General features: G+C 48.0%; 18 protein-coding genes. 10 read left to right on the top strand and 8 right to left on the bottom strand.

What is annotated here, in order from left to right; translation table 11 throughout:
* Entirely contained in the window at window positions 1–1,404 is a 1,404-nt protein-coding gene (locus BFO_RS12790; RefSeq protein WP_041590943.1) for a 6-bladed beta-propeller, read from the bottom strand.
* A 163-nt stretch (window positions 1,405–1,567) separates the two neighbouring features.
* On the opposite strand from BFO_RS12790, the gene BFO_RS15720 reads away from it, so the two are divergent.
* A complete protein-coding gene (locus BFO_RS15720) occupies window positions 1,568–1,813 on the top strand; it encodes a S41 family peptidase (protein WP_014226201.1) in 246 nt (81 codons plus the stop codon).
* Between the two features lie 59 nt (window positions 1,814–1,872).
* Window positions 1,873–2,445, top strand: coding sequence for a DUF4827 domain-containing protein (locus BFO_RS12785; RefSeq protein WP_157755325.1), 573 nt, complete (start codon window positions 1,873–1,875; stop codon window positions 2,443–2,445).
* A gap of 4 nt (window positions 2,446–2,449) precedes the next feature.
* Here BFO_RS12785 and BFO_RS12780 read toward each other — a convergent pair whose 3' ends face one another.
* The 3 genes from BFO_RS12780 to BFO_RS12770 are packed head-to-tail and all read right to left on the bottom strand — an operon-like array spanning window position 2,450 to window position 4,620.
* Window positions 2,450–3,493 carry a DHH family phosphoesterase gene (locus BFO_RS12780; RefSeq protein ID WP_014226199.1) on the bottom strand — a complete coding sequence of 348 codons (1,044 nt, stop codon included), beginning with the start codon at window positions 3,491–3,493 and terminating at the stop codon, window positions 2,450–2,452.
* Window positions 3,494–3,535: 42 nt separating this feature from the next.
* Window positions 3,536–4,069 (bottom strand): chromate transporter, encoded by a 534-nt coding sequence (locus tag BFO_RS12775; RefSeq protein WP_014226198.1) that lies wholly within the window; start codon window positions 4,067–4,069, stop codon window positions 3,536–3,538.
* Window positions 4,066–4,620 carry a chromate transporter gene (locus tag BFO_RS12770; RefSeq protein ID WP_014226197.1) on the bottom strand — a complete coding sequence of 185 codons (555 nt, stop codon included), beginning with the start codon at window positions 4,618–4,620 and terminating at the stop codon, window positions 4,066–4,068. Before BFO_RS12770 ends, BFO_RS12775 begins: the two co-directional genes overlap by 4 nt.
* Before the next feature lie 126 nt (window positions 4,621–4,746).
* Here BFO_RS12770 and BFO_RS12765 point away from each other — a divergent pair, with 126 nt between their 5' ends.
* Window positions 4,747–7,335 (top strand): DUF5686 and carboxypeptidase-like regulatory domain-containing protein, encoded by a 2,589-nt coding sequence (locus BFO_RS12765; RefSeq protein WP_172793900.1) that lies wholly within the window; start codon window positions 4,747–4,749, stop codon window positions 7,333–7,335.
* A gap of 119 nt (window positions 7,336–7,454) precedes the next feature.
* Here the strand turns inward: BFO_RS12765 and BFO_RS12760 are convergent, their stop codons facing one another.
* The 3 genes from BFO_RS12760 to BFO_RS12750 all read right to left on the bottom strand — a co-directional run bounded on the left by BFO_RS12760 (window position 7,455) and on the right by BFO_RS12750 (window position 9,190).
* Window positions 7,455–7,868 carry an RNA-binding S4 domain-containing protein gene (locus tag BFO_RS12760; protein WP_041591383.1) on the bottom strand — a complete coding sequence of 138 codons (414 nt, stop codon included), beginning with the start codon at window positions 7,866–7,868 and terminating at the stop codon, window positions 7,455–7,457.
* A gap of 2 nt (window positions 7,869–7,870) precedes the next feature.
* Complete coding sequence (gene pth / locus BFO_RS12755; protein ID WP_014226194.1) at window positions 7,871–8,434, bottom strand: aminoacyl-tRNA hydrolase; 564 nt, start codon at window positions 8,432–8,434, stop codon at window positions 7,871–7,873.
* A 93-nt stretch (window positions 8,435–8,527) separates the two neighbouring features.
* Window positions 8,528–9,190 (bottom strand): 50S ribosomal protein L25/general stress protein Ctc, encoded by a 663-nt coding sequence (locus tag BFO_RS12750; RefSeq protein ID WP_014226193.1) that lies wholly within the window; start codon window positions 9,188–9,190, stop codon window positions 8,528–8,530.
* 306 nt (window positions 9,191–9,496) lie between these two features.
* Between BFO_RS12750 and gmd the strand changes: the two genes are divergently transcribed.
* The 3 genes from gmd to BFO_RS12735 all read left to right on the top strand — a co-directional run bounded on the left by gmd (window position 9,497) and on the right by BFO_RS12735 (window position 12,116).
* Entirely contained in the window at window positions 9,497–10,576 is a 1,080-nt protein-coding gene (gene gmd / locus BFO_RS12745) for a GDP-mannose 4,6-dehydratase (RefSeq protein ID WP_014226190.1), read from the top strand.
* Window positions 10,577–10,663: 87 nt separating this feature from the next.
* A complete protein-coding gene (locus tag BFO_RS12740; RefSeq protein WP_014226189.1) occupies window positions 10,664–10,984 on the top strand; it encodes a GxxExxY protein in 321 nt (106 codons plus the stop codon).
* A 64-nt stretch (window positions 10,985–11,048) separates the two neighbouring features.
* On the top strand, window positions 11,049–12,116 hold the full coding sequence (locus BFO_RS12735) for a GDP-L-fucose synthase family protein (protein ID WP_014226188.1): 1,068 nt from the start codon (window positions 11,049–11,051) through the stop codon (window positions 12,114–12,116).
* Here BFO_RS12735 and BFO_RS12730 read toward each other — a convergent pair.
* Window positions 12,108–12,803, bottom strand: coding sequence for a Maf-like protein (locus BFO_RS12730; RefSeq protein ID WP_014226187.1), 696 nt, complete (start codon window positions 12,801–12,803; stop codon window positions 12,108–12,110). The genes BFO_RS12735 and BFO_RS12730 overlap by 9 nt on opposite strands.
* 190 nt (window positions 12,804–12,993) lie before the next feature.
* On the opposite strand from BFO_RS12730, the gene BFO_RS12725 reads away from it, so the two are divergent.
* The 4 genes from BFO_RS12725 (at window position 12,994) to lon (ending at window position 20,857) form a co-directional block, all read left to right on the top strand.
* Entirely contained in the window at window positions 12,994–15,084 is a 2,091-nt protein-coding gene (locus BFO_RS12725) for a S9 family peptidase (RefSeq protein ID WP_014226186.1), read from the top strand.
* Window positions 15,085–15,125: 41 nt separating this feature from the next.
* Window positions 15,126–15,971: a DUF4349 domain-containing protein gene (locus BFO_RS12720; RefSeq protein WP_014226185.1), complete on the top strand. Its 846-nt coding sequence runs from the start codon at window positions 15,126–15,128 to the stop codon at window positions 15,969–15,971.
* Between the two features lie 60 nt (window positions 15,972–16,031).
* Entirely contained in the window at window positions 16,032–18,185 is a 2,154-nt protein-coding gene (locus BFO_RS12715; RefSeq protein WP_208854690.1) for a S9 family peptidase, read from the top strand.
* Between the two features lie 203 nt (window positions 18,186–18,388).
* Complete coding sequence (lon, locus tag BFO_RS12710; RefSeq protein WP_041590941.1) at window positions 18,389–20,857, top strand: endopeptidase La; 2,469 nt, start codon at window positions 18,389–18,391, stop codon at window positions 20,855–20,857.
* Window positions 20,858–20,872 lie beyond the last annotated feature (15 nt).

Raw genomic sequence — 20,872 nt, 5'->3', positions numbered from 1 at the left:
TTAAAAATCCTTTAACTCAAAAAAGATCAACAGAGGGTTGTCATCTTCTTTCATGTTCGCTATAATTTTTTTATCCTTTTCGGATAGAAACATGCTGTTAAATAACAAAGAATCTGAAGATGAAGGGTAATGAAGAGAAATAAAATAATTTCTAAAGGATGAAATAGGAAATCCTATAGAGGGTATCTGTTTCTGACTGTCATAAATGGCATGAGTGCCCCCTATCAGCCGTTTCGATTTTTTATCCCTGTATATTATCGTGTTAAATCCAATGTAATCATTCATTAAGAAAAAAGCATCTTGGTGTTCCGTTTCCAAATACTCTCCTAAAAAATAGTAATAGTTGTTGTTTTTAATTGCATCGCGAAATTCCGGCATGGAACCTTCTAAGAACTTGTCAGGAAGTCTTTTCTTTTCAAAATCCAAAACAAATTTTGAGTCAAGTTGATTGGTCGTACTTGTATATTGATAGATCGTATCTACAAATCTTTGTGTTATGTTAAAGGTATAGTTATGATATAAGTAGTTATATCCTCCGTAGTTAATATTGTTAAAGTAAAAAGGTAATGCTACTGACTTTAGTTTAAAGTTCTTGTCCGTTACAAATAATGTATGGTCTTTAAATTTTCCTAAATGCCCATTTCCTTGTTTATCAAGCGTTTTAAAAATGTACCCGTCGGGGATAACATGAAAATTATAGAATCCGAAAGGCAGTCTTTTCTGTTCGATGAACTTACCATTCGAGGTATAAAAAAGTAGAAATGGATGCTGATATAGCACCAGCTCTCTTTTTTCGGAATCGTAGGACACATCATACAATCGATAAATCTCTCCGGGCCCTTGTCCGTGGCTCAATCTTTTTATAAACCTACCATTTTGATCAAAAATGGCGACTCCTCCCCCTTTAAGTCTGTCGTGAATGTAGATATTGGAGTCGGTAACGATGATTTTATATATGGCATCCAACAGACTTTCATCGGTCGTTTCCAAGGGAACCACCTTGATCTCTTTGATCAATTCTTCCAGGTTGAATTCCTGCGGTTTCAGGAACGAATTTGCATCTACAATTTCTACGGATCGATTGTCGGGGGTTAGTACAAGGGTACTATCAAGAGCCAATGAATTGATTTGCTCTTCACTGTATCGCGATCTTTCGGGAGCGTTTGTGCAGGCTGCGATCAAGGCAAAAAGGGTAGACGCTACTGAAATCGTGCTTAGCAATTCAGTATTAATGCTTTTTTTTTGAAGAATTCCACGAACTGCTTCTCGTGAACGGTTTATGCGTTTGGCAAATTCCGTAATGGTGAGGCCCTGTTCGGAAATTTTCTTTCTTATTTGATCTCCAATGTGAATGTCATTTTTCATAGCTCTATCATTATTAATTATCCCAATTGTTAATTCCATAATGTGACAAACTTACATAAAATTCCCGAATTTTACGGCAATTGTATAAAAAAGTTGGGAACCACAACAAATCTTTGGCGCCGGTATTTATCACATTTTATACAACAGATGCTGGAGCAAGGAACTCGAAGCCGAGCGCGGTAATCAACAGAAGGCTGAAGCCATGCCGTCGTTCAAAGCATTCGAAACGAAAACGCTCCGTACCTTAGCCGAGAACCCGGTTTGCAAACTCATCTTCGACCTGAGAATGAACGGTGGCGGAGACTCGCAACAAGGCACCTCCTACATCGAAATACTGGCCGACTACCTGAACAAGCTTGAAAAGAGAAATAGACCCCGTATACGAATGGGTAAACAAACAATGACATGCCCTCTCCTCTTCTTCGGTAAGATACACGTTAAAATATGAATATTCAAACGAAAACTACAGGATATTCCCTACATTTGCGTCCGATTCAGAAAAAAAAGATGAAAACGAAGATTTTTATAGCAATGCTTCTTGGGATGTCGATTTGTCTTTCGTCGTGCGACAAAGACAGAATCTCATATCCGAAGATGAAGAAAGAACAGAAAAAGGCAATCGATCAGTTTATCAGCAGTCAAGGGATTGAAGTGCTGCACAAATACCCTGCCAACGGTGTATTTGGCGAGAAACAGTTTTATCTCACTGACGAAGGCGTATATATCCACGTTGTCGATTCGGGCAACGGCCATCGCGCGCAATTTCGGAAAACTGAAGTACTCATGCGATTCAGCGGACGGAATTTCTTCAAACAGGACACGACACGTTTCGAATTTTTTGCCAACAGATGGGAACCGTTCGAGTTTACGTACGGACGGGCCGACATGGTTCAGCATCAACACAGCAAAGCAAGAGATGCCTACTATTACTTTTTTAGTACAGGCCTCGAAACGGCGTTGAAATATGTCGGCGATCGTTCGACCGTGAGAATGATCGTACCGTTCGATGTGGGAAGCGAGGATCAGTTGAACAGAGGCAATCCGCTTTATTACGACAAAGTGACGTTCCGTTTTTATTGATCCGTCATCGGGGGCTCTTGGCAAAGACCGTCGGATTCAACTCCGCCAATCCGCGTTCGAACGTCCGGACAGCCTCTTCGAGCGTGCCGTAATATTCGCCCCCCGAAGCGTTTTTATGACCGCCGCCACTGAAATAGTTTGCGGCAAAATGATTACACGGAAACTCTCCGACGGAACGTAACGAGATTTTGATCTGGTCACTGCTTTCGCGGATAAACACCGAGAAATCGATTCCGTCGATACTCAACGGCATATTCACGAAGCCTTCCGTATCACCCGTGACGTACGAGTAGCGGTTCAATTCTTCCAACGACAAAGTAATCAGCGCTGTTCTCAACTCCGGATAGACTTTCATCTTCTCGTTCATCGTATACCCCATCAGACGCATACGCGATTCGGAATAGACCTGATACACCTTGCGGTAGATTTCGTCCTTGTCAATCCCCTTTTTGATCAGTTCGCCGACCACCGTATAGATATCTGCCCGATTCGAATTGTACGTAAAAGCTCCCGTATCGGTCATCATGCCCGTGTAAAGGCATTCGGCTGCTTCCTTATTGATGTCGTCGTACGACTTGATGGCGCAGAGCAGACGAAACACAAGCTCGCTTGTCGATGACATGATCGGATACGAAATCACCAGACGGCAAAAATCGCCCGGATTCGGATGATGGTCGATCATTACTTTACGCCCTTCGGCCGCTTCGATGAAAGGCGCCAGCTTGCCGGCGCGTTTCGGCTCGTTGTAATCCATATTGAACAAGACGTCCGCCTCGCTGATCAATTGCTGGGCATACTCCGGATAACGTTCGTAGACAAGAATATCTTTCGTGCCCGGCATCCACTTGAGAAAGGCGGGAAATTCGTTCGGTACAATCACGTCGACTTGCTCTTTCCCGATCTCCGTCAGGAAATGGTACATCCCCAGCGACGCACCGATGGCATCGCCGTCGGGCGAAACATGAGCCATCAACACAAACCGTTCCGCTCTGTCAATATAATTTTGGAAGCGCTGTACTTGAGCTTCATCCAGCATTTTCGTAAGCATCGTATATTCTTTTTTTAGAGCGTCAAAGATACGATAAATTTGTTAAAACACAAGATAACCTGTCAGTCCCGCTATTATAATCAGCCGGATGATGCCTATTTTGAAGAAATAGGCAAGTACAAATGCGCCAAGTGCAATCAGCACACTGCGATAGTCTACGAAGTTATGTTCGTTCATCATCATCAGTGCCGCTGCGGCAATCAGCCCGATGGCTGCCGGTTTCATCCACAGCAATGCTCTGTTTACATAGGGATTGTTTTTGAACATCATAAAGAAGCGGCAGATAAGCACCATGATCAAAATAGCCGGCAAACATACGGCACACGTAGCGGTCAGTGAGCCGACAATACTGCCTCCCGTCGCCGTATAGCCGATGTATGTGGCGCTGTTGACGATAATCGGGCCGGGCGTCATTTGCGAGATGGCAACGATATCGGTAAATTCACCCATCGTGAGCCATCCGTGTGCCTCCACCACTTCATATTGTACCATGGACAACATCGCATACCCTCCACCGAAGCCGAACAGCCCGATTTTAAAAAACGTGAAAAATAATTCCCAATAAAGATCAATCATGATTGAGCGATGAATGTATGATAAACCACCCCAATGATTCCCGAAACAGCCATGATCCATACGGGTGAAACGGAGAATCCCCAGACGGCAACGGCCGAGAGTAGCGCCAGCATGACAATCCCCCACTTGAATCCGCTTTTCTTAAGCATATTCACCACCGGAACAACAATCAAAGCGACGACTGCCGGACGGATTCCGCAGAAGATACGTTCAACAACGGGATGGGTACGGATGTCGGCAAAAAAGAAAGCGATCAGTAAGATCGCAATGAACGAAGGGATAGCCGTTCCCAAAACCGTCGCAATCAGTCCGCCGTAGCCTTTCGTCTTGTACCCCACAAAAACAGCTGCGTTGATGGAAACAGGTCCGGGCGATGACTGCGCTAAGGTCAGCATCTCGGTGAACTCCTCCCGCCCGATCCACCGACGGCGCTCGACCACCTCTTTTTCAATCAGTGGAATCATCACATACCCTCCGCCAATCGTGAACGTCCCGATCTTAAAAAACGAACTGAACAATGTCCAGTAATGCTTTATTTCCGTTTGAACCATATGCGAAAGTAAATATAATTAAGGTATAATCATGCAAATTTTACACATAAAAAAAACGATATCCGGGAAAATTATCTACCTTTGTGCCTCAAAATCCAACAAATAAACGGATTATAGATAATAATGATAAAGAAAACGATACGATACATATTTTTCCTTGTATTCACCTTCTCAGGAGTTGGGATTAATGGGATGAAAGCCCAGCAGATCACCTCTGTATCAGGGGTTGTACGCGACTCGATTACGGGTGAAACATTGCCTTACGTCTCGATGCTTTTCGAAGGCTCTTCGATCGGAGGCATCAGCGATCTCGACGGAAACTTTAACCTGCAAAATAATCAGGGACTGACCACCCTGACCATCTCATACGTCGGCTACACGACGAAAGTCCTTCGACTGAAAGCCGGACAGAAAAACGAGGGAGTCGAAGTGCTGCTCGCCCCCTCGACGATTCAGATTTCCGAAATCGTCGTCAAGCCTAAGCGCGAGAAATACAGCCGGAAGAATAACCCCGCCGTCGAACTGATGAAAAAAGTGGTTGCACGTAAAGACAGTAATCGCATTACGCAATTGGACGAATATCAGACGGAATGTTATGAGAAGATGACCTTGTCGTTAGACAAGTTCGATGCGGATTTCGAGAAGAACAAACTGATGAAGAAGTTTAAGTTCCTCAAAAACTACCTCGACTCGTCCGAGATTGACGGCAAACCCATTCTGACGCTCTCACTGCGCGAAAAGATATCCGACATGTATTACCGGAAAAATCCGAAGACGGAAAAAATCATCGTCAAGGCGCAACGCCAGCAAGGCGTAGACCAGACGCTTGACGAATACGGTACGATTTCGGCCAATCTTGAAGAAATCCTCAAAGGCATCGATGTCTTCGACAACAATATTCCGTTCCTCCTCAACCGCTTTGTCAGTCCGCTCTCATCTGTGCTGGCCAATGCCTACTACCAATACTACATCATGGACACGGTCGATGTGAGGGGCGAACCTTGCGTCGATCTGGCTTTTGTACCGGTTAATCCGCAGAGCTACGGGTTTACGGGACGGCTTTACATTACGCTCGACGGTACATATGCCGTCAAGAAAGTACGTTTGAACGTGCCTCGTCATATCAACTTGAATTATGTGAAAGACTTGCGTATCGATCAGGAATTTAAGCGGCGCGAAGACGGGCTGTGGGAGCTGGATAAAGATAATACGTATGTGGTTTTCTATTTTATCGATGGCGGACAACAGATTTACGCGCATCAGCTTCGCAGCTATTCCGATTACCATTCGCCCGTTTTGAACGGAGATTCGATCTTCGGCCTGCTGGGAAAAGTACATACACCGTTAGCCAGACATCTGGCACGCCCCGACTCGTTCTGGGTGAATAACCGGCACGTCCCGCTGAAAGAGAAAGAGAACGCCATCGAGCATCTGCTCGATCAATTAAGAGCAGTGCCCGTATTCAACGTTTTTCTTAAAACGGTCGAAATTCTGATCTCAGGATATATCCCGATCAACAACGAACATACGAAGAATAAGCTCGATTTCGGCCCGATGAATACGACGTTCAGCTCGAACGTAGTTGAAGGCTTCCGCATTCGTGCCGGAGCGATGACGACAGCTAACCTTCATCCGCATCTCTTCTTCGGAGGATACGCGGCCTATGGCATGAACGACCGCAAATGGAAATACAGCGGACAAGTGACGTACAGCTTCAACGAAAAAGAATATCACGAGAAAGAATCGCCCATCAACAACTTGTCCTTCCTGCACGAATACGATTTGTACACACCGGGGCAGGATTTTCTCTTCACGAGTAAGGATAATGTCTTCGTAGCATGGAAGGTTGGTAAATCGAACCATCACATGAACTACCTGCGCAAAACGCGTCTGCAATACGAAAAAGAATGGCTCAACGGATTGAGCATCAGAACATGGATGCAGCACCAGAATAACGAAGCGACAGGATCGCTGCGGTATATTCTTCATAAAGATGACGATATCTACCTTCGTCTGAAAGACATCACCACCGTAGAATGGGGCGCTCAGTTGCGCTTCGCTCCGGGCGAGCGGGCATACAACAGTCGTTTAGGAAAAAGCTCGGCATTAAATCTCTCGAAAGACGCCCCGGTCTTCAAGCTCTCGCACCAAATCGGGTTCAATGGCTTGCTCGGAGGAGAATACCGCTATAATCGGACGGAGGCAAGCGTGAGCAAACGCATCTGGCTGTCATCGTTCGGACATATCGATGCCAACCTGAAAGGCGGAAAAGTATGGGACGAAGTACCGTTCCCACTGCTTATCATGCCGAATACGAACCAGGCCATCACCATTCAGCCCGAAGCTTTTCATCTGATGAATCCCATGGAGTTTCTGGCCGATCAGTACGTCTCGTTCGAGGCTTCTTATCATCTGAAAGGATGGATTCTGAACCGCATCCCGCTTATCAACCTCTTGCAACTGCGCGAGGTGGCTTCCATCAGCGGTGTCTGGGGCAGCCTGAGCGATAGAAATAATCCGGACAAACGATACGGGCTGTTCGTCTTCCCCGAAGGCTCGCAGGCGTTCGGCAACAAGCCGTATCTGGAGTTCAGCGTTGGAGTAGAAAATATTCTGCGCGTCCTGCAAATCAATTACTACCGTCGACTGAGCTACCTTGACCATCCCGATATTCAGAAGCACGGGATTCGCATCGCCATGCGCTTCTCGTTCTGATATATTGTGTCTTGCGGTAATATTTGCGTGTATCTTGCGCTAAAAAAGCACGAAGATACGGGATCATTAACGACCCTAACTGTTTAACGACTACTTTAGCATGGGGGAGGGGATGTGGTTTATAGCTCCTCGTCGTTCCGGAAGAAGCCGTCGGTTATATCGAGGCTGGTAAATTGTTCCAGCTCGCGGCGTTCTTTTTTCGTAGGGCGTCCCAATCCTTTGGCCCGGTCTACAAAGCCGGATATCCGGTTTAGTTCCAGTTTCTCGTACTCTTCGGGAGGGGTGATGTTTTCGAGATATTCAGGCACTGATTTGGCGCCCATGCGGTTTTCCGTCAGACGAAGCACCTTGAACGAGAACGTGACCGGAGGCTTACGCACTTCGATGATATCGCCGACCTTAATCATTCGCGACGGCTTCACGTTCACTCCTCCCATGGCGATGCGATTCTTTTTGCAGGCGTCGGCCGCGATGGTGCGTGTTTTGAAAATACGTGTAGCCCACATCCATTTATCGATTCTGACTTCATCCATATTCATCGGCGATTAAACTGATTCATGGTCACATCCGCTCCGGCAAGGCAGAAGCTGCGTATCATCTCGGCAGCCAGTTTCACGCAGTCCGGCATTTTGTCAAGTTCTTCGTCGGTGAACGGGCTCAGGACGTAATCGACTTGTCGTCCGCGCGGAAAATCGTTCCCGATCCCGAAACGCAGGCGGGCATACGCTTCCGTGCCGAGCAGTTCTTTGATATTCCGCAGCCCGTTGTGTCCGGCATCGCTCCCTTTCGGTTTCAGCCGTAACGTGCCGAACGGAAGCGACAGATCGTCTACCACCACAAGCAGTTGCGAGATGGGCACCGACTCTTTCTGTAACCAGTAACGTACGGCATGGCCGCTCAGATTCATAAATGTATTTGGCTTCAAGACTACCAGCTCGGCATTTTTCACACGAAAACGTGCCACGGCTCCGTAACGCTCTTCCGTGAAGTGTGCGCCGGCTGCATCAGTCAGTTCGTTAACTATACGGAAACCGATATTATGGCGCGTACCCCAGTATTCTTCGCCTATATTTCCTAACCCGACAATCAGATATTTCATCACGCGATAGATATGGAATCATTAAAAAAGAGGAGTATGTCTCTTTCGAAAAACATCTCCTCCCTCTTTGTTTACAAAAGCAACAGCTTTCCTTTATTTTTCGGCTGCTGCAGCAGCTCCGGCAGCGCTCTGTGCGGCACGTGTCATCTTCACCGCGCATACAACTGCATTTTTCGGACTGATCAATTCTACATGATCAAACTGCAATTCGCCTACCTTGATGGTTTTGCCCAGCTCCAGATGATCGACATTGACCGTCAACTTCTCCGGAATCTGTTCTGCCAGCCCTTTCACTTTCAGCTTACGCATGGCCTGCGTCAACTTACCACCGGCCTTCACACCGACAGCGTGACCGATCAATTCTACCGGAACGTGCATCTCGATCGGTTTGTCGGCAAATACTTCCTGAAAATCCAAATGCAATATCGCATCCGAAACGGCATGAAACTGAATCTCTTTCAAAATAGCATTCACTTTTCTTCCGTCTCCCATCTCGATCGAAACCAGATGGATTTCCGGTGTATAGATCAATTTGCGCACTCCATCGAACGATACGGAAAAGTCCATGACAATGATTCCCTTACCGTCTCCGATTTCTACCAGTTTCTCTCCTGCATTCATTTTTCCCGTATAGGGCAATGCAACAGGTTCCTGACCATATAAAACGGCCGGGATCATGCCTTGTTTGCGCAGGTTTTTCGACATTTTCTTGCCGAGGTTCTCCCGCGGCGTTCCTTTCAATTCAAATGTTTTCATTTTTCTAAAAATTGTGTTACTCAAAATTAGTTTCTGCTTCCTAATTTCCCATCACACGACGACAGGCCTTTAAAAAAGCGCCGCAAAGGTAAGAAAAAATACCGGAAAATCATTCGGCGGGTAACGGAAAGAATATGAACCGTATCGGAAACTACTTTTTGAAACTCTACGAACACTCTTTATTTGCACTGTTGCAAAGATACACGCTGTAAGAAAAGACGGGCTTCTCCTGTGATTTTCCGCTGTCTGCTTGGAAGACGAAATATTTTGAGTACTTTTGTTTTCATAATCATTTAATTCGGTTCGATGAAAAAGACAGCATTAATTACAGGCATCACGGGACAGGACGGTTCGTTTCTGGCGGAATTTCTGGTCGAAAAAGGCTACGAAGTACATGGCGTTCTTCGCCGTTCTTCGTCATTCAATACGGGACGGATCGAGCATTTGTACCTTGATGAGTGGGTGCGTGACATGAAGCAGCAGCGCCTGATAAACCTGCATTATGGTGATATGACCGACAGCAGTTCGCTTGTGCGGATCATCCAGCAGACACAGCCGGACGAAATATATAATCTTGCGGCACAAAGCCACGTGAAAGTGAGCTTCGATGTGCCGGAATATACGGCCGATGCGGATGCTCTCGGAACACTTCGCCTGCTGGAAGCCGTACGTATCCTCGGGATGGAGCAAAAGACACGCATCTATCAGGCTTCGACGTCCGAATTGTTCGGACTCGTGCAGGAAGTGCCACAAAAGGAGACGACTCCTTTCTATCCGCGTTCACCTTACGGAGTGGCCAAGCAGTACGGCTTCTGGATTACGAAGAACTACCGCGAAAGCTATGGCATGTTTGCCGTAAACGGTATTCTGTTTAATCATGAGAGTGAACGGCGTGGAGAGACGTTTGTCACGCGCAAGATCACCCTTGCAGCGGCACGTATCGTACACGGACTTCAGGATAAGCTTTATATGGGAAATCTCGATGCGCGTCGCGATTGGGGATATGCTAAAGATTATGTGGAGTGTATGTGGATGATGCTTCAACATGATCAGCCCGAAGATTTTGTGATTGCTACCGGGCAGATGCATACTGTGCGGGAGTTCTGTACGCTGGCTTTTAAAGAAGCCGGGATCGGATTGCGCTGGGAAGGCGAGGGCATAGGAGAAAAAGGAATCGACGGGAAGACGGGACATGTACTCGTCGAAGTCGACCCGAAGTATTTTCGTCCAGCCGAAGTGGAGCAGTTGCTCGGCGATCCGACGAAAGCAAAAACGTTGCTGGGCTGGAACCCAAACAAAACATCGTTCGAGCGTTTAGTGAAAATTATGGTGGAACATGATCTGAGGGTTGTGGGGAAGCAGGGAATAAGAAGAGACGAAATATAGGGTAAATTAACCACAAGTTACACAAGTAGAATAAATAGGAGATGCACGAAAATAATATTTGCTGCAGCAGTCAAGATTCATAAAGAATTGGGACCCGGATTATTCGAAAGTGCTTATGAAACTTGTCTGGCATATGAGCTACGCAAGCGGGGACTGGTAGTAGAAGAACAAAAAGAACTTCCTATTATTTATGAAAGTATTTACTTAGATAAAGGCTATCGGATTGATGTATGCGTTGAAAATAAAGTTGTTGTTGAGTTAAAAGCAGTAGAGATGATAACGGATGTGCATAAAGCTCAGATATTAACGTATTTCAAATTGTCAGGCTGTAAACTCGGTTTGCTGATTAATTTTAATGTTCCTTATATGGGCAAAGGGGTACATCGGTTTATCAACGGAACATTATAATAAATTTTCTCTTGTGCAACCTGTGTATTTTCTTGTGTAATTTGTGGTAAAAAATAGAAGAAACATGAACCAATCATCCAAAATATACGTGGCAGGGCATTGTGGACTGGTGGGGTCGGCCATTTGGAGCAACCTGCAACAGAAGGGGTATACCCACTTGATAGGACGTACGCACGATGAACTCGATCTGCTTGATAGCACCGCCGTGCGTCGTTTTTTCGACGACGAACGTCCCGAATATGTTTTTCTCGCAGCCGCTTATGTCGGCGGGATTGTGGCAAATAACCGGTACCGTGCCGACTTTATTTACCGTAATTTGGGCATTCAGCAGCATGTCATCGGTGAGAGTTATCGGCACGGCGTGAAGAAACTGCTGTTTCTCGGAAGTACATGTATCTATCCGCGTGACGTATCGCAACCCATGAAAGAGCAGGCGCTTTTGACCGCCTCGCTCGAATACACGAACGAACCGTATGCGATAGCCAAAATAGCCGGTCTGAAGATGTGCGAGAGTTTCAATCTGCAATATGGCACGAACTATATAGCCGTGATGCCGACGAACCTGTACGGCCCTAACGATAACTTCGATCTCGAACGCAGTCATGTACTACCCGCGATGGTGCGCAAAATCCATCTTGCAAAATGCTTGGAAGAGAGTGATATGGATGCGGTGCGTGCCGATCTGGCCAAGCGTCCCGTCGAAGGAGAAGACGGCACGGGGAGCGACAAGGACATCCTCGACCTGCTGGCGAGATACGGTATCACTCCGTCGGGGGTAACGCTCTGGGGGACGGGACGTCCTTTGCGCGAGTTCCTTTGGAGCGAGGAGATGGCCGATGCCTGCGTCTATATCATGGAGCATGTCGACTTCGATGATCTGAGGGATGAGACGAACGAAGTCCGAAACTGTCATATCAACATCGGCACGGGAAAGGAGATTGCCATCCGCGAATTGGCACAACTCGTAGCCCGTACCGCAGGTTATCGCGGAACACTTGCCTTCGACGCTTCAAAGCCTGACGGTACGATGCGCAAACTGACCGATGTCTCGAAGCTGCACGCCCTTGGATGGCATCATCGGGTCGAGATAGACGAAGGCGTGGAACGGATGTATCGGTGGTACTTACAGTAGCTCTCCCATCGTTCCGAGCTCCTGATAGAGCCGTTGTACCGGCAGGCCCATCACGTTGTAGAACGACCCTTCGATGCCGCGCACGCCGATGTAGCCGATCCACTCCTGAATGCCGTATGCCCCGGCCTTGTCGAAAGGTTTGTACGTATCGACATAAAACGTAATTTCCTGATCGGACAGCTCGGCGAAATCGACGACCGATGTCACGGAGAACTCGTTTTGTCTCTCGCGCGAAGTCAGCACGACAGCCGTCACGACCTTGTGCTTCCGCCCCGACAGCCGGTGCAGCATCCGTATCGCATCATCCCGGCCTTTCGGCTTTTCAAGGATATCTCCGTCGAGGATGACAATGGTATCGGCGGTAATGATCAGCTCGTCGAGTTTCATGTCCGGGAGGTAGGCTTTCGCTTTCTCGCGAGCGATGAAGCAGGGGATTTCTTCCGGCGCGAGACCGGCGGGATGAGACTCGTTGATATCGGGTATCAGACGCACCTCAAAATCGAGGTTCAGTCCTTTCAGCAGCTCCCGTCGTCGCGGCGAAGCCGATGCCAGAATAATTTTATGTCGGGTCGGCAGGGTATTCGTTGCCGGCTTCGCGGCAGTCCCCGTACGTTTATGCCCCTTTTTCAGGGCGGCTTTCCGCGCCTCGTATGCGGCGAACCGTTTTTCCAGATAATTATCAGCCATCTCGTATCGTTATTGGGCAGACGGTTGCCTGTGTGTCATGACTGCGAAGAGCGCATGTAAAGAGAAAAATCTTGTTTTTATATACATTATCTTATTGATATCTTCGTGTTACGGAAAGCAAAAGTAAAGACTCGTTTTGTTTTTCCCAAATCCTTTCGTACTTTTACGGTCGTAAATAAACGTTATACCAATGAAAAAAATAGCAACAGTGTGTACCATGGCAGCAATGATGGCATGCAGCAGCGTAGAACAGAAGCAGGAACAGGCTTCCGAAACATCGGTTATCGGACAGCCTGATGTGAAGATTGAGAACGGACAAATGTCTCCCGAAGTATTGTGGGCATTCGGACGGGTAGGAAACATGTGCGTTTCGCCCGACGGCAAACGTGTGGCTTATACCGTTACGTATTACAGTATCCCCGAGAACAAGAGCAATTCGGAGGTGTATGTGATGGATGCCGATGGGGCAAACAAGAAACAGCTTACACGGACAGCCGCTCGCGAAGGTGCGCTGGCATGGCTTCCTTCAGGCAAAGCGATCGCTTTCTTGCGCGATGGCAAACTCTGGAATATCGATCCCGAGAATGGAGCCGAGACGCAAGTATCCGATATCGAGCAGTCGATCGATGGGTTTCTCTATGCTCCGGCCGAGGATAAAATGCTGTTTGTTATTTCTACCAAGATCGAAAAATGCACGGGTGCCGAACTTTACGGCGATCTGGACAAAGCCAATGCCTACGTCTACGACGATCTGATGTATCGTCACTGGGACAGCTGGAAAGACGGCAATTACAACCATATCTACGTGGGAGACCTTGTGAGCGGCAAAGTGAAAGCGGTGGGAGATATTATGCCCGGCGAGCCGTATCATGCTCCGACCCGGCCTTTCGGAGGCACGGAAGAGATCGCATGGAGCCCTGATGGAACGACTATTGTTTATACCTGCAAAAAACTGACCGGCAAAGAATACGCTTTCCAGACAAATTCCAATCTGTATGCGTACACGTTGGCCGATAAAAAGACGCGACTTCTTACTCCCGATATGCCGGGCTACGATAAGAATCCGCAATTCTCGCCCGACGGCAAGCAATTACTCTGGTCGAGCATGCGTCGCGGAGTCTTCGAGGCCGATAAAGAGCGTATGATGTTGATGGACTGGCCGACGGGTGAGATGAGAGATGTTTCCGAAGCACTCGATGCAAGCCCTTCGTCACTGCAATGGACGGCCGACGGTAAAACGATTTATCTGACAGCTCCTATCAAAGAGGCTCATCAGTTGTTCGCATTTGACGTCGCAAGTGGAACGTTCAAGCAGCTTACCGAGGGCGATCAAGACTATCAGCATGTACAGCTTGCCGGCAACAAACTGATCGTAACACGTACAACGCATGTCAATCCGGCCGAAATATTCCGCGTCGATCCGACCGATGGCAAGGCCGAAGAGATATCGTTCGTGAACAAGGAGCTGATGGATAAGCTGAACCTCCCGACATTCGAGAAACGTTTTATCACCACGACCGACAATAAGGAAATGGTCACATGGGTGGTCTATCCTCCCAAGTTCGATGCATCGAAGAAATACCCGTTGCTGCTCATGTGCACGGGAGGGCCTCAGGGCGTACTCGGTCCGTCGTTCAGTTATCGCTGGAATTATATGCTTATGGCGTCGCAGGGCTACGTCGTAGTCGTGCCCGCACGGCGTGGAACATCCGGTTCGGGACAGGAATGGTGCGATGCCATTTCAAAGAATCACGGTCAGCAGGACGAGCAGGATTTGCTTACTGCCATCGATGCAATCGGCAAAGAGCCGTGGGCCGATGCCGAACATATCGGTGCGATGGGAGCAAGCTACGGAGGATATTCCGTCTTCCATCTGGCCGGAACGCATAAAGGACGCTTCAAAGCGTTTTTGGCACACTGCGGAATCTTTAACATGGAGTTTATGTATTCGACGACAGAAGAGATGTTTTTTGAAGATTGGGAGCAGGGAGGTGCACCTTGGGATAAGGAGAATAAAGTGGCACAGAACTCATTCGCTCATTCGCCTCATCTCCTTGTGAAGAATTGGGACACTCCGATCATGGTAGTTCACGGCGAACGTGACTTTCGCGTGCCTTATTCGCAAGGAATGGCAGCGTTCAATACCGCCCAGATGCTTGGAATCGAGAGCCGTTTGCTTATCTTCCCGACCGAAAATCACTGGGTGCTTAGTCCGCAGAACGGAATCGTTTGGCAGCGTGAATTCTTCCAATGGTTTGATAAGCATTTGAAGGCAAAATAGATCGAGTGAAGAAAAAGAAAATTATTCTGTAGCGAACAGGTATGAAAACAGATATTCGTATAGTTTTTGCATTGTTGGGGGGAATCCTCTTGTGTGCTTGCGGTCAGTCGCGAGAAAGCGCGGAAGCATACGGAAGGGAAGCCCTTTCTGAAGAAGTGACGTCCGGCAATGCCTCCACGTCTACCGCCGATGAGACGTCTGACCTTACAGTTTCCGCTTCGTATGAAAGGAAGCTGACGAAAAAGGGAACCATTCGTTTCGAAACATCGGATGCGAAGAAAACTCACGCAGCGATTCAGCAGGCAGTGGTTGAAACGAAAGGATACATATCGAGCGATAATCTGAATCAATACGGCAATCGGATCATCCATGCCGTTACGATTCGTGTTCCTGCAAGCCAATTTGATGCGTTGCTCGACCGGATTTCGTTGAATACGGACAAGATCGAAGACAAACATATCGAAGTGCTGGATGTAACGCAGGAATATATCGATCTGGATACTCGTATCAAGACCAAGAAAGAACTCGAAAACCGTTATCAGGAACTGCTCAAGCGCGCCCATACGATCGATGAAATCTTGAAGATCGAAGAACAGATCGGTGTTTTAAGAGCCGACATTGAATCGGCCGAAGGACGTTTACGTTATTTGAACAATCAAGTGACGTTCAGTACCCTTACTGTCGAATTTTATGAGATGTCATCCGTCATAGCCACCGGATTCGGGTATGAATTGAAAGAGGCTTTCCGAAACGGATGGAATTACTTGTCGCGGCTCATTCTTGTCGTGGTGAATCTTTGGGCGATACTCTTGTTCATCATCGTTATATTGGTGCTTGTCGTAAAACTCAGAAAGTGGCGGAAAAGAACCTCCAAGAACAATGTATAACCCTCGTGTGATCCGGGAAAAGTGTTTGGGCTTATGAATTATTCAAATTCTGCGATATATATGAAAAGAAAATGGAATTATCAATGGTTGCTTGTCGTAACCTTTTTATTAGCTATTACATCGTGTAACCATGTGAAAAAAGAAGGAGTTGAGATTTTGAAACAATCTGATTTTCCCGCACCTCCTGTTGCGGAAGTGATGCCTGATACGTTTACGAATTTCGGGCAACAGCGTATCGATGATTATTTTTGGTTGAAAGACAAAAATAATCCTAAAGTGATAGACTATCTGAACGCCGAAAATGCGTACACCGATACGGTAATGGCATCGACGAAAGGCCTCCAGCAGACCATTTACGACGAGATCCTCGGCAGGATGAAGGAAGACGATGAGAGTTACCCGTCATTCAAAAACGGTTATTACTACTACAGTCGTACCGAAAAAGGCAAGCAATACCGTACGCATTGTCGCCGGAAAGGCTCCATGGATGCACCCGAAGAAATTATCTTCGACATCAACAAGATGGCGGAAGGCAAACCGGCTTTTATCTTCAGCGGTTACTCCGTCAGTCCGGATAACAGCAAGGCCGCGTATTTCTATAACGAAACCGGTTCGTATGCCGAATTTACGATGAAGATCAAAGACCTCGCTTCGGGCGAGACGGTCGGTTTCGAAGTCACCGGAGCAGCTTCGATGGCGTGGGCGAACGATAACAAAACGTTATTCTACAGTGTGATTGATAAAACATTACGCTCATCGAAAATCTATCGTCGGATGCTCGACGCCTCCGAAGGCGAGTTGATTTATGAAGAAACGGACGCACGTTTCAGAACATACGTTTCGGGTAGTAAGACGAGAGAGCAGATCTTTATTTTGTCCGGAAGTTCGACGACCTCCGAAACGCGCTATGTCTCGGCCGATCATCCGACCGATGCGTTTAAAATATTCATGCCTCGGGTGCAGGATGTGGAATACAGTGTGTATCCGCACAAAGACAAGTTCTTTGTACGTTATAAGGATAAAGAAAATCTGAACGGTATGATTTACGAAGTGCCGCTTACGGGCTACGAAGACCGTACAACGTGGAAGGTGTTTGTTCCGCATGATAAGGATGTGCGTATTGAAGGCATTGATATTCTGAAAGACTACGTGGCGCTGGAGTTGCGCAAGAACGGATTGGCTGAAATTCATATCAAGCCGATCGACGGCGGCGAAACGAAAACGATCGCTTTCCCTGAACCGGTCTATTCGGCATGGCTGGGCGGAAATCCCGAATACGATGCCACGACGATTCGTTATACGTACACTTCGCTCAACCGTCCGACTACATTATATGAATATACGATTACAAACGGCGAGACGGCTAAACTCAAAGAGCAGGAGATCCCTTCCGGCTTCAATCCAGACGATTATACGGTAGAGCGCCTCTGGGCTACGGCACCCGATGGCGTAAAAGTGCCGATGGCCATCGTTTATAAGAAAGGATTGAAGAAAGACGGATCGAATCCCGCGTTGCTTTATTCGTATGGCAGTTATGGCAGCAGTTCCGACGTGTATTTCAGCACGAGCTATTACAGTCTGATCGACCGGGGCTTTGTGTTCGGTATCGCGCAGATACGTGGCGGAAGCGATCTGGGCGAACAGTGGTACGAAGACGGCAAGCTGCTGAAAAAGAAAAATACGTTTACCGATTTCATTGCGTGCAGCGAAATGCTGATTAACGAAAAGTATACATCACCCGATAAGTTGGCGATTATGGGCGGAAGCGCCGGAGGACTGCTGATGGGAGCCGTTGCGAATATGCGTCCCGACTTGTATCGGACGGTTGTGGCGCAAGTACCGTTCGTCGATGTGATCAATACGATGCTCGACGAATCGTTGCCGCTCACTACGGGCGAGTACGAAGAGTGGGGGAATCCGAACGAGGAAGAGTATTACCGGTATATGCTTTCTTATTCGCCTTACGACAATATCAAGGCGCAGAATTATCCCAATATGCTTGTGACGGGAGGAATCAACGACTCACAGGTGCTGTTCCACGAGCCGGCGAAGTATGTAGCTAAACTTCGTTCGATGAAGACGGACGATAACATCCTGATTTTGCACATGAACATGGATTCGGGACATGGAGGCGCCACCGGTCGTTACGACGGCATCAAAGATACGGCTTTCGAATTTGCCTTTATCCTGAACAGGGTAGGAATCAGCAAATAAAGCCGGAACGGTAACCAATCGAAGATAAGAAAAGGGGGGGGGATGTCTTTCAGTGGCATCTCCCCTTTTTTTGTGTCTGGACACGTACACATTGAGCGAGCAATATATCTTATGTCTTTAAGGAAGTTATTCAATGTGTCCGCTCGGGGTTTTCCGTATTTTCCATAAATATCGTACCTTTGCACGATTTAATTGCAGCCGGAATGAATAAGAAGAATAAAGAGACATTGTATTTGCGGGAAGCTTTCAGCGAGATAGACGATTCGGTGGGAATCGTGATGCCCATCCTGATGGAATGCGATAAGGATGAAGATTTTTCCGAAGGGATCGATAAAGTCGGTGAAAGTTTGCCGATTCTCTCGTTGCGGAACATGGTGCTGTTTCCGGGCGTGGCCATGCCTGTCATCGTCGGGCGGGCCAAGTCCATGCGCCTGATTCGGGAAGCCTCGCATAAAAAGATGATGATCGGGGTGCTGTGTCAAAAGGAGACGGAGGTCGAAGATCCGGGGTTCGATGACTTGTATACGATCGGTGTCGTGGCTGAAATACTGCGGGTACTGGAAATGCCGGACGGTTCGACAACGGCTATTCTGCAAGGCCGCAAACGTTTTCAGTTGCATGAACTGACGGAAACGGAGCCTTATCTGACCGGGCGCATCTCTCTGTTGGAAGATACGCATCCGAAAAAGAGCGATCGCGAGTTTGAGGCGCTTATCTCAACCATCAAGGACCTTACGGTAAAGATGCTGACAGCATCCGGTGAGCCTCCCCGCGACCTGATCTACTCCATCCGCAACAATCAGAATGCAATGTATCTGATCAGTTTTGCATGCTGCAATATCCTTTCGCATTCGCCCGAAAAACAGGAGCTTTTGGCCATCAACGACCTGAAAGACCGTGCATATCGACTGCTGTTTATTCTCAACCGCGAGTATCAATTGATCGAACTGAAAGCATCGATTCAGATGAAGACTCACGAAGACATCAACAAACAGCAAAAAGAATATTTCCTTCAACAGCAGATCAAAGCCATTCAGGAAGAGCTGGGTGGAAATATGAACGACATCGAGATCAAGGAGCTGCGCGAGAAGGCGAAGAGCAAAAAATGGCCGAAGGAAGTCGGCGAGATCTTCGAGAAAGAAGTCGCCAAGCTCGAACGTGTTCATCCGCAATCGCCCGATTATTCGATACAGTCGCAATATGTGCAGACCATCATCAGTCTGCCGTGGGGGGAATACAGCAAGGATAATTTCAACCTGTCGCATGCACAGCGGGTCTTAGACCGCGACCATTACGGCATGGAGAAAGTCAAGGAGCGTATTATCGAGCATCTGGCCGTGCTGAAGCTTAAGAAAGATTTGCGTTCGCCCATTCTGTGTCTCTACGGGCCTCCGGGAGTCGGTAAAACGTCGCTCGGTAAATCGGTGGCCGAAGCGCTGGGGCGGAAATATGTCCGCATTTCGTTAGGCGGCCTGCACGATGAAGCCGAAATTCGCGGACATCGCCGTACCTATATCGGCGCGATGGTGGGGCGGATCATTCAGAATCTGCAAAAGGCAGGGACATCGAATCCGGTGTTTGTGCTCGACGAGATCGATAAGGTCGGTAACGACTTCAAAGGCGATCCTGCTTCGGCGCTGCTCGAAGTGTTAGACCCGGAGCAGAACACGACGTTCCACGACAATTATCTCGATATCGATTACGACCTGAGTAAGGTTCTGTTCGTTGCAACGGCCAATAATCTGAATACGATTTCACAGCCGCTGCTCGACCGGATGGAACTGATCGAGGTGAGCGGATATATTCTGGAAGAAAAGATCGAGATTGCCGTGCGTCATCTGATCCCGAAACAGATGGAGCTGCACGGGATTCCTAAGCATACCGTCAAATTTCACCGTCATGCCGTGCGGGCGGTGATCGAGTCGTACACGCGCGAGAGCGGCGTGCGTGAGTTAGAGAAGAAAATCGCCAAGATCATGCGACGCATCGCACGCAAAATCGCTTCGGACGAAGAAGTACGTCCGATGATCAAGGCGGAAGACCTCAAAGAATATCTCGGCGCCGTGGAATATACGCGCGACAAGTATCAGGGCAACGAGTACGCCGGTGTGGTGACGGGGCTGGCGTGGACGGCTGTGGGCGGAGAGATTCTTTTTGTAGAGTCGAGCCTGAGTCGCGGCAAAGGGTCGAAGCTGACCATCACGGGCAATCTGGGCGATGTGATGAAGGAGTCTGCCATGCTTGCGCTCGAATATGCGCATTCGCATGCCGGACAGTTTGGCATTGACGAAGAGCTGTTTGAAAACTGGAATGTGCATATCCATGTGCCTGAAGGAGCCATCCCTAAAGACGGCCCGAGCGCCGGCATTACGATGGTGACATCGCTTGTCTCCATCTTTACGCAACGAAAGGTGAAACGTAATCTGGCCATGACGGGCGAGATCACGCTGCGTGGCAAGGTGCTTCCCGTGGGCGGCATCAAGGAGAAAATCCTCGCGGCCAAGCGTGCCGGCATCAAGGAGATCATCCTTTGTGCCGAGAACCGGAAAGATGTGGAAGAAATCAATGCGATGTATTTGGAGGGGCTGACCTTTCATTATGTCGACGACATCACGCAGGTGCTCGACCTCGCTTTGTTGTGCGAGAAAGTGAAACATCCGCTCTTCGGGTAAGCGTGTTTCCGAAAC

It is taken from the genome of Tannerella forsythia 92A2 (assembly GCF_000238215.1).
GTDB lineage: Bacteria > Bacteroidota > Bacteroidia > Bacteroidales > Tannerellaceae > Tannerella > Tannerella forsythia.
The sequence above is the reverse complement of the archived record's forward strand: the minus strand, read 5'-3'. Positions and strand labels throughout refer to the sequence as shown.